A 19,121-nucleotide genomic window follows, 5' to 3' on the forward strand; every position below is an offset into this window, starting at 1 on the left:
TAGAATTACAACTAATCAGGAAATGAAAGCGTTTTACGGGAAGGGATGATGTTCATGGACGCAAGGGTCGAACGCAAACGGAAGCGAACGCGCTGGCGCAAGCATGATACCGAGCTGACGCTGCTCGCGCTCCCGACGACCATCTGGTACATTCTATTTTGCTTTTTGCCGATGTTCGGCGTCATCATTGCCTTCAAAGACTTCAAGATCCACGGGAACTTTGTCAACAATGTCGTAAACAGCGCCTGGGTGGGTTTCAAAAACTTCGAATTTCTCTTCAAATCGAACGACGCCTGGATCGTCATTCGCAACACGATCGGTTATAACATCATCTTTATTATTCTGGGCATCGCGGTTCCCGTCACGCTCGCGCTTATGGTCGGCCAGCTGCACAGCCGCAAGGCGGCCAAGGTTTATCAGACGATGATGTTCCTGCCTTACTTTCTCTCCTGGGTTGTCGTATCCGCAGTCGTTTGGGCGTTTCTGAGCTATGACAAAGGCATCTTCAACCAATTCCTGTCCGACTTCAGCCAGGACCCGAAGAACTGGTACATGGAAGCGTCCTATTGGCCCTACTTTCTCGTTTTCATGAATATGTGGAAGGGCCTCGGCTATGGCATGGTCATCTATCTGGCGACGATCACGAGCATGGATTCGACTTATTACGAGGCGGCCGTCATCGACGGCGCGACCAAGTGGCAGCAGACCCGATACATTACGCTCCCTTTAATGAAGTTCGTTATCGTGCTGATGTTCATCCTGGCAGTAGGTCACATCTTTTCCACGGACTTCGGCCTGTTCTTCCAGGTGCCGCGGGATTCCAACTCTCTGTACAACGTGACCACGACGGTAGACGTGCTCGTATTCAAGCAGCTGAAAACCGCGACGGTCGGCATGGCTTCCGCCTCTTCCTTCCTGCAGTCGGTGCTGGGCTGCGCGATGATTCTTACCGCGAACTGGGTCGTTCGCAGAGTCGATCCCGATAGCGCGATGATCTAGAGAGGAGGCGTCAATCTTGTCAAAACAAGCGGGCTACGATTCCGGTCTCGAAAAATTCAATCGGATCGGCAAAGGGACGAACGTTTTCTTTCACCTCATCTTTATTGCATTGGCGCTGCTGTGCCTCATTCCCGTCGTGGTGGTGCTCTCCATCTCGCTGTCCGACGAGTCGTCCATTCGAGAAAGCGGTTACCACATCCTGCCGACGGCGCTATCCGGGGATGCCTACAACTACATCGTGAAGCAGGGCTCGATGATTACGCGGGCGCTCGGCGTCTCCGTGCTCGTCACGGCAGCGGGTACGCTGATCGGCGTGCTGCTCACCACGTCGATGGGCTATGCGCTGTCGCGTCCGAACTTCAAGCTGAAGGGATTGCTGACGTGGATCGTGTTTATCCCGATGATATTTAACGGCGGGCTTGTGTCTAGCTATTACATCAATTCGTCGCTGCTGGGACTCAAGAACACGGTCTGGGCGCTCATCCTCCCGCTGGCCGTATCCTCCTTTAACGTCATCATCTGCAGAACCTTTTTCAAATCGACGATTCCGGACGGACTGATCGAGTCGGCCGAGATCGACGGCGCCGGCCAGTTCCGCATCTACTTCACGATCGTGCTGCCGATCTCGCTGCCCGTCCTGGCGACGATCGGACTATTCCTTTGCTTCTCGTACTGGAACGACTGGTTCCAGTCGCTGCTCTACATCGACGATCAGAACCTGTATTCGCTGCAGGCGCTGCTGAACAGCCTCATGAGCAACGTCGACGCGCTGGCGAGAAACGCTTCGACGATGGGCGTCAGCTATGCGCAGCTCGTCGCCACGATGCCCAAGGAATCCGCCCGCATGGCGGTCGCGATCATTATCGTACTGCCCGTCGCGCTGGCCTATCCGTTCTTTCAGAAGTACTTCATATCGGGTCTGACGGTGGGCGCCGTCAAGGGATGAGCCTTTAACCAGAACGAAATAAGCCCGGATTTCTCGGGTTTATCATATCTGCCGTACAGGTACACGCTTAAATCATGAGGGAGGAAAAAAGATGAAAGCATTCATGAAATCCCCGCTCTTAATCGGCGCAGCCGCGCTGGCGATGACCGGCCTGGCCGGGTGTTCCAAATCGGACAATAACAACGACGCGAGCAGCGCGGCAGCCAGCTCTCCGGCAGCCTCCGCGTCAACCGCGGCATCCGCGTCCTCGAGCGCTCCCGCCACGAAGTCCGGCGATATCCCCACGCTCGTATGGTGGACGATCGGCGGACAAATCCCGGCCAACTACGATAAGGCCATCGAGAAGATGAACGAATATACGGCGGAGAAGATCGGCGTCAAAATCGATCTCCGCGTCGCTGGGTGGGGCGAATGGGATACCAAGATCAACACGATCGTCAACTCCGGGGAACCCTTCGACATCATGTTTACGAATAACGGCAAGTACAGCCAGCAGGTCAACATGGGCGCGTTCGCCGACATTACCGATCTCGTGAAGAGCGTGACGCCGGAGCTGCAGAGCACGATTCCGCAAATGGTATGGGACGGAACCAAGAACGGCGGCAAAATCTATGCGGTGCCGACGTACAAGGATTCGTCCGCGACCCAGTACTGGGTATTCGACGATGCGCTCGTCAAAAAGTACAATATCGACCTCGGCGGCATCAAGGCGATGCAGGATCTGGATAAGCCGTTCCGTGATATCAAGGCCGGCGAAGGCAAGAGCTACTACCCGCTGTCCTTGACGCAGGGCGAGGGATTCAACGGCTTTTTTAACGCCTACGACGATATGACGCTCGGCTTCGCGCCGATCGGCGTCAAGACCGACGACGGCTCGCGCAAGGTTGTCTCCGTGCTGGAGCAGGCGGATACGATGGCCAACCTGAAGCTCATGCACCAGTGGTACAAAGACGGCATTATCAACCCGGACGCCCCGACCAAGATCGAGGCGGACCCGTACCGCCCGTTCTTCAGCGCGCAGGCATTCCCGGGCGCCGAAGTGAACTGGCAGATCAATGCGGGCATCGAGAAGTACGACATGGTGCAAATATCGGGCCCGATCTATACGACCAGCACGATCCAGGGCTCGATGAACGCAATCTCCGCCAACTCCAAATATAAGGAAGAGGCGCTGAAGTATTTGCAATTGGTCAACACCGACTCCAAGCTTCGTAATATGCTGGCGTTCGGCGAAGAGGGCGTCGACTTCGATTATGTCAGCGATAAGGTTATCGATCGGAAAACCGATTCTTGGCCGTTGGCTGCCTATACGCAAGGTACGTTCTTCAACCTCGCCGTAACCAAGGGCGCGCCGGAAGATCAGTGGGACCAGGTCCGCAAGCTGAACGAAGCGGCTACCTCCTCCACAATTCTCGGATTCGCGCTCGACATCACCGATCTGGCTACGGAAGTCGCCAACGTAAAGTCCGTATGGAGCAAATACAGCTATGAGCTGGTCACCGGCGCTTCCGATCCGGAGAAGCAAGTGCCGAAGATCGCGGAAGAGCTGCGGAAGGCCGGCATGGACAAAATCATCCAAGCCGCGCAGACGCAAATCGACGCCTACTTCAAGGCCTGATCTTAAAACGATTGAGAAAGCCCGAACGCACCTTTCCGGTCGTTCGGGTTTTCAGGTCTTGTAAAAGCCTAATCGAGGATTGCTTTATCCGAAGTCTACGGTTTATGGTTAAACGATGACCGGCAAAAATCCGAATGCAGAGGAGCGCCGCATGTTTTCCTTTTTTCAAATCAAAATTTATCGCGGCAAATTCATCGCTTTTGCGGTTTTTGCCGTGCTCATGGGGCTTGGCTTGAGCGCGCTGGCCACCTATGTCCTGCTGGAGCAATGGCTCGAAAATGCGAAAAGCCAGGCCGCGGACGCCTACGCCAGGGTGGATAGCGCGCTTCAGAACGACTCCGACCGGATCGATGCCTATCTGCAGCGGGTCTACTCCAACAGCGGCCTCGTGGCCGACGTCCGCTATTTTCTAGGCAACAGCGCGGAGGGTTATCTGACGGTCAGGCTCCAGAACAGCCGTTACGACCAGACGCTCGTATCGTTTCCGGAGGACATGAAGGCTTTTCTCGGCAACGGGGGGCAGAACCGCATCGTCCAGGTGAGCCTGCATACTGCGGAACAAGGCAATGTCGTGCGCTTTGGCAGCAGCGGCGGCACGAGCTTCAAGTTTAACGTGCCGAACACGGACGATATCTTCCGGGAGACGATCCAGAGAGGCTTCGTCATCCGCAAGCAGCTGCTCGACCCCAATCAGATCTCGCGGCAGCTCGGCGAATTTCGTTTTCTCGTCAGCAGCGACGCGTTGTTCACGGACCTGCAGAACAACCGGCGGGTCGCCTCCGCCGCCGTCAGCAATGCCGGCGACGTGTATCTCGCCGGCAGTGGCGGACGCGCCGACGAGGCGTCGTTCCGCAAGGCCGCGGCGAACCCGGGCAGCCACGGCTTCATCCGGCTGGGCGAGTTCGGCCGCGCGTTTTACGTGACTTATCCGTCCAAGGAATTCGACTATCAATTCGTCAGTATCATAGACTTATCCGTGCTCATTCGGCAGAAGGCCGGCATTCTGCTTATCGTACTCTTGGTGGTGTGGACGGCCATGGGCAGCGTACTCCTGCTGACCGCGTACAATCTGCGCGAGGCCGCAGGCTTCCTGCGGCGGATCATCCATTCGATCGAACGGGTCAAATCCGCCAACTTCACGCCCGTCAGCCCCGCACGGTACCGCAAAAACGAGTACGGCATGATCGCGGCGGAGCTCGACGATATGACGCTGCAGCTCAACAAGCATATTCAGACGGAATATCTGTTGAAGCTGAAGCAGCAGGAGACAGAAATGAAGGCGCTTCAAAACCAGATCAATCCGCATTTTTTGTATAATACGCTGGAGATTATCCGTTCCTCCGCGCTGTCGGGCCGCACGGACGATACGGCCGAGGCGATCGCGACGCTGGGTGCGCTGTACCGCGAGATCGTTAAAAACGAAAATATCATTCCGCTGGGCAGCGAGCTTGCCTTGCTGCAAAAGTACCTGAAAATCATGGAATTTAAATATCCGGACCGATTTTTTTACCAGCTGAACGTGGACGAAGCGCTGCTGTCGCTGCCCACCGTGAAGTTCTGGATGCAGCCGCTCGCGGAAAACTTTTTCGTCCACGGCTTCGATCCGGACAACGCGTTTAACTTGCTCGTCGTGAACGGTACGGAGCGCGCGGACGCGTACGAGCTGGAGATGGTGGACAACGGGGCCACGATCTCCAAGGAGCGGTTGGCCGAGATCCGCCGGCATCTGTCCCGCAGCGAAGATTCTGCCGCGAAGAGCATCGGCTTGCGAAACGTGCATACGAGGCTTCACTTTTTCCACGGCAAAGGCTTTGCGATGCAAATCGACAATAACGAGGAAGCAGGCGTCAAAATTACCTTGACCTTTGCGAAGGAGGCGTAAGGCATGTATAAGCTTCTGATCGTGGACGACGAGCCGCAGATTCTGGAGGGCGTCAAGCGAACGCTGGACTGGGAGAAGCTCGGCTTCGCACGGATCGAGACCAGCGAGACTTACGAGGGCGCCATCGCCAAAGCCGTGGAATTCGGGCCGGACCTCGCCATCTTCGACGTCTGCATCGGCAAGGAGCGCGGGTATAACGCCATCCGCAAGCTGAAGGAAATTCGGCTGCCGGCTACCTACATTATGATGAGCGGCTACGAGGAATTCGAATACGCCATGCAGGCGATTCAATGCGGGGCCAAGGATTATCTGCTCAAGCCCATCGAGCGCGTCAAGCTGCAAGCGCTGGTACAGCGGATTATCGTCGAGGACTTGAACGGCACGCTTGCGGGGGAGGAGCCGGACGACCGCGACGCGGACCCTATCCTGGGCGTGCGTTACGACAGTCTGTCCAAGCTGACCAACCGCATTCTGCAGATGGTCAAGGCGGAGTACGGGCACAATCTCAACCTCAAGACGGTGGCCGAACGCTTTCGCATGAACGGGACGTATCTCGGACAGCTTTTTTTGAAGGAAACGCAGATGAAATTCTCGGAGTATCTCATGGCCTACCGGATGTTCAGGGCGCGGGAACGTATCCAGACGACGGACGAGAAAATAGCGACGATCGCCCAATCCGTCGGATACGCCAACTTGAACTACTTTTATACGCATTTTAGCGCGTACTTTCACAAGTCGCCTTCCGACCTACGGAGAAAGGAATAGTGCGGCATGCGATACCAACGATTCCGCAGCCCGATCTTCAAGGCGGCCATGCTGGCGGCGCTGCTCGCGCTGCCGCTTACCGGCTGCGTGAGCCGATCGCCCGCGGGCGATCAGGCGGCTCGCGCCGGCGGCGCCGTGAATCTAATTTACTATACCATCGGCAATCCGGACCCCGACCTGAAGCTGGTCAACGATAAAATCAATGAAGTGACGACCCGAAAAATCGGCGTTACGATTACCTACGTCAAAGTCGGCTGGCAGGAATACAGCGATCGGATCAATACGCTGATCTCGACGGGCACGCCCTTCGACATCGCCTATACGACGGATTATTCGAGCTACGTGCAGCGGGGGGCCTGGCTGAAGCTCGACGACTATCTGGCCGGTCTCGGCCGGGAGATGTACAACGCGGTCGACCCCGTGCTGTGGCAGGGCGTCCGTATGGAAGACGGGGGAATCTACGGCGTACCGACGAACAAGGAGCTGGCGGTCCGGATGCAGTGGATGTATCCGGAGGCCCTCGTCCGCAAGTACGGCATTGATATCTCGAAGTACAATACGCTGGAGTCGCTCGCGCCGCTGCTCCAGATGGTCAAGGAAAAGGAGCCCGCCTATCTGCCGATGGAGCTGGACAAGGATTCCCAGAATTTCTTCGCGCTCGACGGCTACGAGTACGTGATCGACAAGCCGCTGCCGTTGATGATTCGTTCGCTGGACCCCGAAGCGCCGGTGATCAACATCTTCGAGACGCAGGAAGCCAGGCATGTGCTGGACACGCTCCGCAGCTATTATCTCAAAGGCTATATTAATGAGGACGCGGCCTTGCGGGAGGGCCAGAATCTGAAGCGGGGAGATCTGGTCTTCTGGAAGCCGGCAGGGGGCGGTCCGCTCGCGGAGAACAGCTGGAGCAAGGATCGCGGCTACAAGGTCGTCGCCCAACCGGTAACGCGGCCGCTGATCACGACGGAATCCGTGCGCGGCGGCATTATGGCGGTCAACGCGAACTCCGCGCATCCGGCCGAGAGCGTCAAGTTTCTGAATCTGCTCAATACGGACCCCGAACTCCGCAATCTGATTAATTACGGCATCGAAGGCGTGCACTACACGCTCGACGAGAACGGGCAAGTGCTGCCGAAGTCTTCCGGCGAGGGCGGCGTTCAGAGCGCGGCGGTCGGCTATGAAGGCGTGCAGTATACGCAGGGCAACTGGTTTATTCTCAAGACGATCGGGGGCGAGTACCCGGATCCGCCGGACAAGTGGGACCAGTACCGGGCGGCCAACGCCGAGTACGTCAAATCCAAGCTGTTCGGATTCACGCCGGATCTGGCCGGCATGTCGATCCAGATCGACAACATCCGAACGGTGTGGGAAAAGTACTACCCGGGCCTGCTGACCGGCAGCGTGGACGTCGACGCCGTGCTGCCCAAGTTCAACGCGGAGCTCAGGCAGGCGGGACTGGACGAAGTGCGGGCGGAAGTGCAGAGGCAGCTGGATGCCTGGCGTGCCGTTCAGCGATAGCCGCACAGCGATAACGATAAGGAAAACAGCGAAGACCGCCGGCACGCGTCCGGCGGTCTTCGTATTGCGATTGCGCAAGTTTTCGTTAACCCTTCACCGCTCCGGCAACGACGCCCTTGACGATGTATTTTTGCAGGAACATGAACACGACGATCGACGGCAGGACGGCCATTACCATGGCGGTCATCGCGTACTGCCAATCAGACGTGTACTGGCCGACGAACGTGTAGGCCGCGAGCGTCAGCGTCTTGGTCGTCGGCGAGCCGTTGACCATGAGGAGCGGGAGCAGGAAGTCGTTCCAGATCCACATGACGTCGATGATGACGATCGTCGCCGTGACGGACTTGAGCAGCGGAAAGATGATCCTGAAGAACAGCCCGAAGCCGGAAGCCCCGTCGATCATCGCGCTCTCGTCGAGCTCCTTCGGTATCCCTTTGACAAACCCGTGATAGATAAAGACGGCCAGCGGAGCGCCGAAGCCCCAGTACAGCAGGCCGAGGCCCCACGTGCTGTCGGACAGATGCAGGAACCGCGCGGTCTTGAGCACGGTGAGCATGATCGACTGGAACGGGATGAGCATCGGCATGATGCAGATGAAGTAGACGATGCCGCTCAGTCTCGACTTCGTGCGCGCCAGCTTGTAGGCGGCGATCGAAGAGACGAGAACGATGCCCGCGAGGCCCAGCACGGTGATAATCGTGTTGTTCAGGAACAAGCGCGGGTAGTTGATGAACTTCCATACGTACGAGTAGTTGGCGAACGTCCAGTGATGCGGCAGCGCGATGACGTCCGACATGACCTCCTGAAAGCTCTTGAACGAGTTGAAGATCGCCAGGAAGAGCGGGTACAGGAACACGAGGGAGAGGAGGATCATGACGATCTCAAGGGCCCAGCGGGTCGCTTTATTCGAAGCGGACATTAGGCTTCAACCTCCCTGCGCTTGAAGATGGTGAGCTGGATGACGGTGATGATCAGGACGGCGACGAACAGAATGAGCGCCTTGGCGGTGCCGTAGCCGTACAAGTTATTCGTGAAAGTGTCGCGGTAAATGTCGTAGGCGACGCTGTACGTCGTCCCGCCGGGGCCGCCGCCGGTAAGGGAGAGAATGACGTCGAACACCTTGATCGAGTTGGTCAGCGCCATGAAGACGGCGATCGTGATCGACGGCGCGAGCAGCGGCAGCGTGACGCTGAAGAAGCGGCGGACAGGGCCGGCGCCGTCCACGACGGCGGCTTCCTTCAGATCGCCCGGCACGGATTGCAGGCCAGCGATGTAGATGACCAGGTAGAAGCCGATCGACTGCCAGATCGAGACGAACAGGACGGAGACGAAAGCCAGTCCCGGCTCCCCGAGCCAGCTCATTTTGAAAATATGCCAGCCCGTGCTGTTGCCGAGCGACTCGAAGCCCTGCATGAAAATGAACTTCCAGATGAAGCCGACGATGACGAGGCTGAGGATATACGGGATAAAGAATGCCGCCCGCAGCCAGGTCTTCGACTTCAGCTTCGCGTCGAGGACGAGCGCCAGCAGGATGGCCAGCACGTTGATGAGCACGATATAGAGCACGGCGTATTTGACCGTGAACCAGGCCGCGTTCGTAAAGTTGGCGTCGCCGGTGAAAATTTGCTTGAAGTTGTCCAGTCCGATGAACTTCGGATGCTTGGAAATGCCGTTCCACTTGGTCAGCGAGTAGCGGACGGTCATGACGAACGGAATGTAAAAGGCGACGGCCACGCAGATCAGAACCGGCAGCGTGAATAGGCCGAACTCCATCTTGGAGCGCCATTTGCGGTAAAACGAGGCCATAGCGGCACCTCTTTTCTCTTGTGGTGTGACGGGTTTAGGCTATAATGCATTATAAAACGGCGCCGAATACGTCCTAAATGGATTTAAGTAATCACTTAAGGGTAATAAGGTGAACTGGAACGGGAGGCACTTATGCAGATTTTCGCGCAATGGCTGCGGCGGACGGGGCGCCGGCTGCGAGAGGCCCCTTCCCGCAGGCTGGTGAACAAGCTGATCCTGCTGTTCACCTCCATCATCATTCTGATCGTCTCGAGCCTGTCCTTTATCGCCTACAAAATTATCGAACGGGAATCCGTCGCCGGCAGCGTCGCGAGCAACCGGAGCAACCTGAAGCTGGTGAATCAGAACTACGCCAAGTACATGAGCGAGCTCGAGCAGTTCTCGCTGCCGCAGATCGATTATGACCCGCTGATGCTTGCCATCGAGCGCGAGGGCGAAGATTATGCCTCCCGCCTCTATCTGGAGGATTATTTGCGTTCGCTTTTTTACGCGAGGACCGATCTGCAGAGCATCTATATGTATCTGGCGGACGAACACAAGTATTTGTACGTGACCCGCGAACAATACAACGTGACGGTGCGCGCGGCGCTGGACGACGATATACCAGGGCAAGCCTGGTACAAGCGGGCGATGGCGGATCCGCACAACCGGAGCGTCCAGTCGCTGGTATTGTCGCGCGAGACGGGCTACGGCACGGCGCCGGAGGGCGTGTACATGGCGTATCACCGGGTGCTGCGTTCGCTCAAGGACCGCCAGGCGCGGGCCGTGGTCAGCTTCTACGTGAACGATTCGGCCAAAAACGCGATCATGGCGGACATTCCGATGAGCGAGGGGGAGCATGCGATGCTGCTTGACGCGGACGATACGCCATTTCATGCGGACGACCCGGAATTCTACGCATCCGCTGTCGACGACGGCAATTTCGTGAGCCTGCTCCATGCCGAGGAGAGCAAAGAAAGCTTCAACTGGCAGGGTCCAAGCGGGCGGTATCTCGTCGTCGAAAACGTAGACGGGCAGGAAGGCTGGCGGCTCGTCAAACCGATTCCGTTCAGCGAGATCTACCGGACGGCGGTAGAGGCCCGGCGCATCAGCATCTGGATCGGCATAGGCTTCCTGGCCGTCGCGGTGGGGCTCGTCATCCTTACGTCCAATGCGATCACCCGTCCGCTCAAGCGGCTGTCCAAGGAGATGAGCCGCTTCGGCGCGGGCGACTTCGAGACGGTGACCGAGGTGCGCGGACGCGACGAGATCGCATATCTGTCCAGGCACTTCAACCTGATGGCGCGGCGGACGAACGAGCTGATCAACGAGCGGTACAAGATGAAGCTGACGGAGCAGAGCGCGATCTTGAAGGCGCTGGAAGCCGAGATCAATCCGCATTTTCTGTACAACGCGCTGCAGGCGATCTCGACCAAGGCGCTGAAGAGCGGCAACGACGACGTGGCGGATATGGTCGATGCGCTTGCCGGGACGCTCCGCTACTGCATCAGCGGCAAAGACATCGTCTATTTGAATGAGGAGCTGAAGCACGTGGAAAGGTACATGATGCTGCAGAAGGCGCGATTCGGCAGCCGCGTCGCCATGTCTTACGACATCGGGGAGGAGCTGCTCCAGCTGTCGATTCCGAAGCTGTCGATCCAGTCGCTCGTGGAAAACGCGATCAAGCACGGCGTGGAAAAGGTGCAGCGGCCCGTCAGGATTCTGATCTCGGCTTACCTGGAAGGGGAAGGCGCCGTCATTGCCGTGCGCGACGACGGGCCGGGCATTGCGCCGGACCGCTTGCGGGAGGTGCGGACTTCGTTCGAGACGGCGTGGGAGGACCGCAGCGGCGAGAGCATCGGCCTGCGCAATCTGGACGCGCGCCTGAAGCTGCTCTTCGGCGGGGAGGCGGGGCTCGAGATCGAGGCGCTTGAAGGCGGCACGGAGCTCCGCATGAAGATCCCTGGAGGAGGCGGACGTCTTGTATAAAGTGTTGATCATCGACGACGAGGAGCCGACCCGCGAGGCGATCCGAATCCTGGGGGACTGGCCGCGCCACGGCATTGGCGAGGTGCTGGAGGCGGCGGACGGACAGGAAGGGCTGGCGCTGCTGGAGCGGGAGCGGCCGGACCTGGTGCTGGTGGACATGAAGATGCCGGTCATGGACGGGCTGGCGTTCCTGCAGATCGTGGAACAGGATTATCCCGACCTGTTCACGATCGTCATCAGCGGCTACAACGACTTCGACTACACGCGGCAGGCGATCCGCTCCCGCGTGGTCGACTACCTGCTCAAGCCTGTCAACCGGGGCGATCTCAACCAGGCGCTCGCCAAGGCGGCAGGCGTGCTGGACGCCCGGCGGGACAGCAAGCGGGACCATATCGACCGCGATATCGCGCTCAACATGTCGCTGCCCAAGCTCAAGGAGAATATTTACCTGTCGCTGCTGGCCCGCACGTTCAGGGCCGGCAGCAGCGAAGCGTACCTGCGGCTCATCGGCGCGGACGATCCGGGGACACGGTTCGGCGTGACCGTGCTGCGCCTTCTGAATCTGGACGCGGTTGCGGCCGGACGATTCAAAGGCGAGACGGCGCTGCTCCACTATGCGGCGGCCAACGTCGTCGGCGAGTTCGCCGAGGCGGGCTTTCTAAGCTTCGGGCTGGCGAATCCGAAGCGGGACCGGGAGCTGATCGTCATCCATTCGATGACGGGCGGCTATCCCGAGGACCTCGCGTTTCGCGCCGCGCACTTCGCGCGCAAGATCGCGCAGGGGCTGAGCGATCTGTTCGGCATCCGCACGGCGGCGGGGCTAAGCGGACCCGGAGTTGCGGTCGGCGGGCTTGCGGATGCTTACGGCGCCGCGGCAGAAGCGGCGGACGGCGCCGATCTGTTCCGCCGCGACGAGCTTCAGCCGTCGCCGCCTGCTGCCGAGCGCAAGGAGACGGGCGCGCCGGCGGTTTCCTTTGCGCCGCGCATGCCGCAGCTGCGCTCGGCGGTCGAGGCGGGCAGCGCCGCGCAGGCGCGGTCCGTCGTGCAGCAGTATATGGCCGGCTTGCGGGAGCAGGGGCGGTTCAGCTTCAAGCAGGCGGACCGGCTGTTGGAGGAGCTTCTCTTTCTGCTCGGCGAGCTGGCGCTCGAGCTGGAGCTGCCGGCGCCTGACGCCGACGCGGAGACGGGCGGGGACGCCAAAGCGGCGAGTGCACGCGGGGGCGGCGCACTGGGCACGCTGGATGCGCTCGGGCTGTCCGCAGACTTTGCCGGCTTCGACGCGTTCGAGGCGCTGCTCTGCCGCGTCTGCGAGCGGTACGCCGAGCTGGCGCGGGCCGCGCTGTCGCCCGAGCGCGCCTTCGACGTGGGGGAGATCAAGCGCTACATCGAGCAGCACTACTTCGAGGACATCAAGATCTCGATGTTCACCGAGCGCTATTTTCTGAGCAGGGAGTACCTGATGAAGCTGTTCAAGCAGCAATACGGCTTCGGCATCCACGAATACGTGCAGAAGGTACGCATGGACAAGGCCAAGGCGCTGCTTGACCGCCCGGAGCTGAAGATCCAGGAGATCTCGGAGATGCTCGGCTTTAAGGATAAAAACTACTTCTCCAAGGCCTTCCGCAACTACGTCGGCCTGTCGCCGTCGGAGTATCGGGCGCAGGGAGCGGAGGCGCCTTAAGATTGGGGTTGGCGGGGGCGAGTTGGCGGGGGAGAGTTGCCAGCCGCGGGACCACGGCCATCGCGAGGGCCGCCATCGTGCACAATAAATGTGCACGAATCGGGTGCGTCGCGTCGCAGCCACCGCGAAGGCAGCCATCGTGCACAATAAATGTGCACGAAGCACCCGCGCTGCGTCGCCGCCATAACGAGGACCGCCATCGTGCACAATAAATGTGCACGAAGCACCCGCGCCGCGTCGTCGACACCGCGAGACCCGCCACCGTGCACAATAAATGTGCACGAATCAATCGCGCCCCGTCGCCGCCACCGCGAAGGCCGTCATCGTGCACAATAAATGTGCACGAATCAATCGCGCCCCGTCGCCGCCACCGCGAAGGCCGTCATCGTGCACAATAAATGTGCACGAATCAATCGCGCCCCGTCGCCGCCACCGCGAAGGCCGTCATCGTGCACAATAAATGTGCACGAAGCACCCGCGCCGCGTCGTCGCCACCGCGAGGCCCGCCCTCGTGCACAATAAATGTGCACGAAGCACCCGCGCCGCGTCGCCGCCACCGCGAGGCCCGCCCTCGTGCACAATAAATGTGCACGAGGCACCCGCGCCGCGTCGCCGTCATCGCGAGGCCCGCCCTCGTGCACAATAAATGTGCACGAGGCACCCGCGCCGCGTCGCCGTCATCGCGAGGTCCGCCCTCGTGCACAATAAATGTGCACGAAGCCACCACGCCGCGTCGCCGCCACCGCGAGGCCCGCCATAGTGCACAATAAATGTGCACGAAGCACCCGCGCCGCGTCGCCGCCACAGCGAGACCCGCCATCGTGCACAATAAATGTGCACGAAGCAACCACGCCGCGTCGCCGCCACCGCGAGACCCGCCACCGTGCACAATAAATGTGCACGAAGCACCCGCGCCGCGCCGCCGCCGCCACGAGTCTTTCCGCGATCCCGCTGCGGCCACCGCAGCGCCCTCCTGCGAGCGCGTGGCACAGGTACGCATAACTTCCCGCATTTGGGAGAAGGGTAAAAAAGCGAACCGCCGGCCAGGCCGCTTTTTTACCCTTAAGAGATTACTTAAGTGCATTGGGTTGCCGGCTGCGGTTCTTTAATATAAGCATCGTAGCGCAAAATCACTTACGAATCGGGGGCAACATACATGATCAAAAAGATTGCGGGCGTATCCGTCAGCGCAGTCATGATGGCCGGTCTGCTGGCTGCGTGCGGCGGCAACAACGACAACAATAACGCGGCATCGAGCGGGGCGGCATCGGCAAGCGCTTCGGCAGGCTCGTCGGCGAGCGCCTCGGCGGGAACCTCGGACAAGCCGGTCACCATCAACATGTTCACGGCTTCGCCGGAGTACACGGACGCGTTTAACGCCTACATCGCCGAATACAAGAAGGTCAAGCCGAACGTCACGATCAACCTCGAGATCATGCAGGCCGACTACAACACGGTGCTGAAATCGCGGATCGCATCCGGCAACACGCCGGACGTATTCCAGACGACGGCAGGCGGAGACATCGATACGTTCGCCGAATACAGCGCGGACCTGACGGGCGAACCGCTGGCTGCGGCTATGACGGACGCCGTGCGCAGCAACATGACGTCCACCGACGGAAAGGTGCTGGGCCTGCCGGTCAAGGGCAACCTTTTCACGCTGATCTACAACAAGAAGCTGTTTGAAGAAGCGGGTATCACCGAAGTGCCGAAGACGACCGCTCAGCTCGACGATGCGATCGCGAAGCTCGAAGCCAAGGGCATCACGCCGTTCGCCAACGCCTACAAGGAATGGTGGACGTGGAAGCACGTATTCCAACATTTCGTGGACGCCGCCGCGCTGGACGCGGGCACGGACGCCAAATCGCTGGTCGCCGACTTCATCGCCGGCAAGACGACGTTCAAGGATCACCCGGTGCTGGCCGACAACTTCTTCAAATTCGTCGACACGACGGTCGCGCACGGTACAGACAAGCCGCTTGAGCGCGACAGCAACGCCGAAGTCAGCGACTTCGCCGCCGGCAAGGCCGCGATCATGACCGGCAAGGGCGCATGGGACGAAGAAGCGATCGAGAAGATCGCGCCGGACATCCAGATCGGCATCATGGGCTACCCGGTGAGCGACAAGCCCGAGCAAGCGGTCATCATCACGGGCGCCGACCAAGCGCTGCGCATCAACAAGGATTCCAAGGTCGCCCGCGAGACGACCGACTTCTTCAACTGGCTGTATACGTCCGACTACGGCAAGAGCTGGTTTTCCACCGTCGCGAAGGTCATTCCGCCGATCAAGGACGCGCCGCTTCCTGATCTGCAAATGCCGAAGGCGATGGATGAGCTCCTGAAGACCGAAAAATCCGGCGATCTGTCCGTCAACTACTCGCTCGACACGTTCCACCAGAAGTTCGGCGAGATCATGCAGGGGTATATCGGCAAGAGCAAGACGAAGGACCAGGCGATTACCGAGATCCAGCAAGCGTGGGTACAACTGGGCTCCGCGCAATAATCAAAGGAACGTCAGGATATTCAGCGCCTGAACCCAATACAAGCACGCAAGACTCAGCCCTCCGGGACTGGGTTTTGCGCGTTTTAGGACCTTATTCATTCAAAATGGATCTTAGGAGCGTGCGCGTAAATGAGCAAAGCGATCGAAATTGCCGAAAACGGCCTGCATCTAAATATCGTAGTGACGGATGAGGGAGATGCGCGGCTGATGCACTTCGGGACCGAGCCGTACAGTCCGGGCGCGGTGTCGGACAAGCAAGCGCCGGGGTTTCGCCTGCTGGAGCTGCAACTGACGGGCGAAGACCGCGCCGAATATCACGGCCGCACGCATCGCGCGACCTATCCGGGCTTGCGCATGCAGTACCGGTCGCATAGCGACGCGCGCAGCGGTCCGGGCCGCAAGCTCGAAGTGACGCTCGCGGATCCCGAGACGGGACTCGAGGCCGTATCGCACTTTCAGTTTTACGACGGCATCGCGGTCGCCCGCTGCTGGACGACGCTGCGCAACGGAGGGGCGGCGCCGCTGGGCGTCGAGTACGTATCCACGTTTGCCTTGACGGGACTCGACAAAGAAGGCGCGCTGGACCGCGACGACAAGATGTCCGTCTCCATTCCGCATACCGGCTGGCAAAGCGAGCTGCAGTGGCGGACGTACTCGCTGCCGGAGCTGGGACTGTCTCATGTGACGGACCGCAGCTCGAAGCGCATCTCGTGCAGCAATACCGGATCCTGGGCCGCCGCGGAGCATATCCCGATGGCCGTATTGGATAACTTCGAAACGAATACGCAGCTGTTCTGGCAGATCGAGCACAACGGCTCCTGGCACTGGGAGATCATCGACCAGTTCGATTATTTGACGCTGCTCGTGAGCGGACCGACCGAGCACGATAATCAATGGTGGCTCAAGCTCGCGCCGGGCGAGTCGTTCGTCTCCGTGCCGGCGGCGGTCGGCGCGACGCGGGGCGGCTTTGATGCGGCGATCGGCGAGCTGACCCGATATCGGCGCGCGATCCGGCGGCCGAACGACGACAACCGGCTGCTGCGCGTCATTTTTAACGACTATATGAACTGCCTGTGGGGCCAGCCGACGACCGAGAAGCTGCTTCCGCTCATCGACGCAGCCGCCGACATTGGCAGCGAATACTTCTGCATCGACGCAGGCTGGTACGCGGACGGCGATTGGTGGGACGGGGTCGGCGAATGGCTGCCGTCGAAGGCGCGGTTTCCCGAGGGGATTAAATACGTGCTCGACTACATTCGCGGCAAAGGCATGATCCCCGGACTGTGGCTGGAGCTCGAGGTGATGGGCATCAATAGTCCGAAGCTGGCGGACGCCGACGACAGCTGGTTTTTCATGCGCCACGGCAAACGCGTCAAGGACCGCTCTCGCTACCAGCTTGACTATCGGAATCCGGCCGTCGTCGCGCACGCGGACGAAGTCATCCGTCGTCTCGTCGAAGACTACGGCGTGGGCTACATCAAGATGGACTACAACATCAATGCGGGTATCGGCACCGAGACGGACGCGGACAGCTTCGGCGACGGCCTGCTGCAGCACAACCGGGCGTATCTAGCCTGGCTGGACGGCATTTTTGCGCGGTATCCGGATCTTGTCATCGAAAACTGCTCCAGCGGCGGCATGCGCATGGACTACGCCATGCTGAGCAGGCACAGCATCCAGTCCACGAGCGACCAGGAGGACTATGTGAAGTACGCGGCGATCGCCGCCGCCTCGCCTTCCGCGCTGACGCCGGAGCAATCGGCCATCTGGTCTTATCCGCTCCGCGAGGGCGACGACGAAGAAGTCGTGTTCAACATGGTCAACGCGATGCTGCTGCGCGTTCACCAGAGCGGACACGTCGCCGAGCTCAGCCCGCGTCGCCGCGCGCTCGTCAAGGAGGCGCTCGACTACTACAAGACGATGCGGGCCGACATCGCCGCGGGCCTGCCGTTCTGGCCGCTCGGCCTGCCGACGCAGCAGGACGACTGGATCTGCTTCGGCATCCGCGCGGAGGGCCGCGCCTATGTCGCCGTCTGGCGCATCGGCGGCGAAGCGGCCGAGATCGCGCTGCCGCTGCCGTGGCTGGCGGCGGAGACTGGCGGAGGCGCCGTCGGTGCCAGCAGCAGTGCGGGCGCTGCGAATGCGGTTGGCGGCGCAGGCCCGTTGCAGGCGCGCATCGCGTACCCGGCCGCGCACGAGGGCAGCGCCGTCGCCTGGGACGGCGAGTCCGGCGCGCTGCGCGTGACGCTGCCGCGGGAGCGGACGGCGAGGCTGGTGGAGCTGCAGCTAAGCCGATAATCGGCAAGACAGAGCAGGTCGTCGCCCTTCGGGGCGGCGGCTTTTTTACATGCGTCGCTTTCTCCGCCCCAACTTTAGGCTTGCGAACATACAACGCGGAGCGAACCGAATACAATAGTGAATATCTTCCGTTCCGATCGACGGGAAGTGTGAGGGAAGCCGAGGCAACGGATCTTTTTTTTGTGAAAGCGCAGCCAAATTCTAAAAGCGTAATTTTGAGTGAGAAGGGGGCGGCCCACGATGAGTACGCGAATGTTGTCCGAATCGCTCGTCCGGGAGCGATTTCCTCAACTGCGTTACGTGAGGATCCATACCAGCGGCAAGCAGACGGCGACGATCTACGCCTGGGACGATCAGCTGGAGCTGCGCGAGGAGGATCGGGCGAACCTGCTGAAGTTTGCCGCCGCATACCTGACGCCGTTCGTCTGCTTTAAGGTGAAGCCGTACGGACTGACAAAGGAAGATCGTGTGCCGGCCGCACCCGAGGTGCCCGATGATGTCAGGGAAGCCGCGATGAACCGCGGCTCGGACCTGCACGACATCATCGACGTCGTGGACCGCATGCTGGCAGGCGGACGCATCTCGTTCGAACGCTACGACCGGGCGAACGCCATCGTGTATCTGACGATCCGCTCGACGCTGCCGATCTCCCCGATCGAGCGGGAGTTAATAGGCGTGTACCTTTACGAGCTGCTGCCGCTTGGGACGCAGTCCTCCATTCAGTATATATAGATAGCGGTACGGGGAGGCGAGTCGGATAATCTCTCTGGCCGCATGAATCGCGGATCCATGCGTATTGTCGCATGGGTCTTTTTTTATTGAAAGTATAAGATTAGCGGCGAATGGCGACAAGTAAGAGCGCTTTTGGAGGACCAGCGTTCTTGGGATGTTTTTTCTGACCAAAAAACCTGCATTTGTACATGTATTTTTTGCCGACCGACGGCACTAAATGAAATACCTGCAAATGTGGTTACTACTTAGCTCCCCCCCTCGGCGGGGGGATTTTTTGTTTTTTTTCTAACCTAGAAGGGATTTAAGCATACCCATCGAGAATTAGTAGTTAAACCCAAACGAGGATTGTGAAGAGATGGAATTTAGCAAGGAACAAGTAGACCAAATTTGTAAAGGCGATTCCGA

The 19,121-nt window shown here is 59.6% G+C and carries 13 protein-coding genes; 11 read left to right on the forward strand and 2 right to left on the reverse strand.

What is annotated here, in order from left to right:
* The first annotated feature begins 54 nt into the window (after positions 1-54).
* The 6 genes from ACFOTD_RS29355 to ACFOTD_RS29380 all read left to right on the forward strand — a co-directional run bounded on the left by ACFOTD_RS29355 (position 55) and on the right by ACFOTD_RS29380 (position 7,728).
* The gene (locus tag ACFOTD_RS29355) at positions 55-999 is read left to right on the forward strand and encodes an ABC transporter permease (protein ID WP_378123517.1); all 945 of its coding nucleotides are present in this window, start codon (positions 55-57) and stop codon (positions 997-999) included.
* A gap of 16 nt (positions 1,000-1,015) precedes the next feature.
* Entirely contained in the window at positions 1,016-1,945 is a 930-nt protein-coding gene (locus tag ACFOTD_RS29360) for a carbohydrate ABC transporter permease (protein WP_378123518.1), read from the forward strand.
* 91 nt (positions 1,946-2,036) lie between these two features.
* Complete coding sequence (locus ACFOTD_RS29365; protein ID WP_378123519.1) at positions 2,037-3,563, forward strand: ABC transporter substrate-binding protein; 1,527 nt, start codon at positions 2,037-2,039, stop codon at positions 3,561-3,563.
* 151 nt (positions 3,564-3,714) lie between these two features.
* On the forward strand, positions 3,715-5,445 hold the full coding sequence (locus ACFOTD_RS29370; RefSeq protein ID WP_378123520.1) for a sensor histidine kinase: 1,731 nt from the start codon (positions 3,715-3,717) through the stop codon (positions 5,443-5,445).
* A gap of 3 nt (positions 5,446-5,448) precedes the next feature.
* A complete protein-coding gene (locus ACFOTD_RS29375) occupies positions 5,449-6,210 on the forward strand; it encodes a response regulator transcription factor (RefSeq protein WP_378123521.1) in 762 nt (253 codons plus the stop codon).
* A gap of 6 nt (positions 6,211-6,216) precedes the next feature.
* Positions 6,217-7,728: an ABC transporter substrate-binding protein gene (locus tag ACFOTD_RS29380; protein WP_378123522.1), complete on the forward strand. Its 1,512-nt coding sequence runs from the start codon at positions 6,217-6,219 to the stop codon at positions 7,726-7,728.
* A gap of 85 nt (positions 7,729-7,813) precedes the next feature.
* Here the strand turns inward: ACFOTD_RS29380 and ACFOTD_RS29385 are convergent, their stop codons facing one another.
* Together ACFOTD_RS29385 and ACFOTD_RS29390 are read right to left on the reverse strand one after the other, a co-directional pair.
* Positions 7,814-8,647 (reverse strand): carbohydrate ABC transporter permease, encoded by an 834-nt coding sequence (locus ACFOTD_RS29385; protein ID WP_090117166.1) that lies wholly within the window; start codon positions 8,645-8,647, stop codon positions 7,814-7,816.
* Positions 8,647-9,534, reverse strand: a complete 888-nt coding sequence (locus tag ACFOTD_RS29390) for a carbohydrate ABC transporter permease (RefSeq protein WP_378123523.1) — start codon at positions 9,532-9,534, stop codon at positions 8,647-8,649. Before ACFOTD_RS29390 ends, ACFOTD_RS29385 begins: the two co-directional genes overlap by 1 nt.
* A 132-nt stretch (positions 9,535-9,666) precedes the next feature.
* On the opposite strand from ACFOTD_RS29390, the gene ACFOTD_RS29395 reads away from it, so the two are divergent.
* The 5 genes from ACFOTD_RS29395 to ACFOTD_RS29415 all read left to right on the forward strand — a co-directional run bounded on the left by ACFOTD_RS29395 (position 9,667) and on the right by ACFOTD_RS29415 (position 18,716).
* Complete coding sequence (locus tag ACFOTD_RS29395; protein WP_378123524.1) at positions 9,667-11,502, forward strand: sensor histidine kinase; 1,836 nt, start codon at positions 9,667-9,669, stop codon at positions 11,500-11,502.
* Positions 11,495-13,183 (forward strand): response regulator transcription factor, encoded by a 1,689-nt coding sequence (locus ACFOTD_RS29400; protein ID WP_483862640.1) that lies wholly within the window; start codon positions 11,495-11,497, stop codon positions 13,181-13,183. Before ACFOTD_RS29395 ends, ACFOTD_RS29400 begins: the two co-directional genes overlap by 8 nt.
* Positions 13,184-14,339: 1,156 nt before the next feature.
* Positions 14,340-15,686 carry an extracellular solute-binding protein gene (locus ACFOTD_RS29405; protein WP_378123525.1) on the forward strand — a complete coding sequence of 449 codons (1,347 nt, stop codon included), beginning with the start codon at positions 14,340-14,342 and terminating at the stop codon, positions 15,684-15,686.
* 129 nt (positions 15,687-15,815) lie between these two features.
* Complete coding sequence (locus tag ACFOTD_RS29410; RefSeq protein WP_378123526.1) at positions 15,816-17,984, forward strand: alpha-galactosidase; 2,169 nt, start codon at positions 15,816-15,818, stop codon at positions 17,982-17,984.
* A 240-nt stretch (positions 17,985-18,224) separates the two neighbouring features.
* Positions 18,225-18,716: a hypothetical protein gene (locus ACFOTD_RS29415; protein ID WP_378123527.1), complete on the forward strand. Its 492-nt coding sequence runs from the start codon at positions 18,225-18,227 to the stop codon at positions 18,714-18,716.
* Positions 18,717-19,121 lie beyond the last annotated feature (405 nt).

It is taken from the genome of Cohnella sp. GCM10012308, from assembly GCF_042649185.1.
Classification (GTDB): domain Bacteria; phylum Bacillota; class Bacilli; order Paenibacillales; family Paenibacillaceae; genus Cohnella.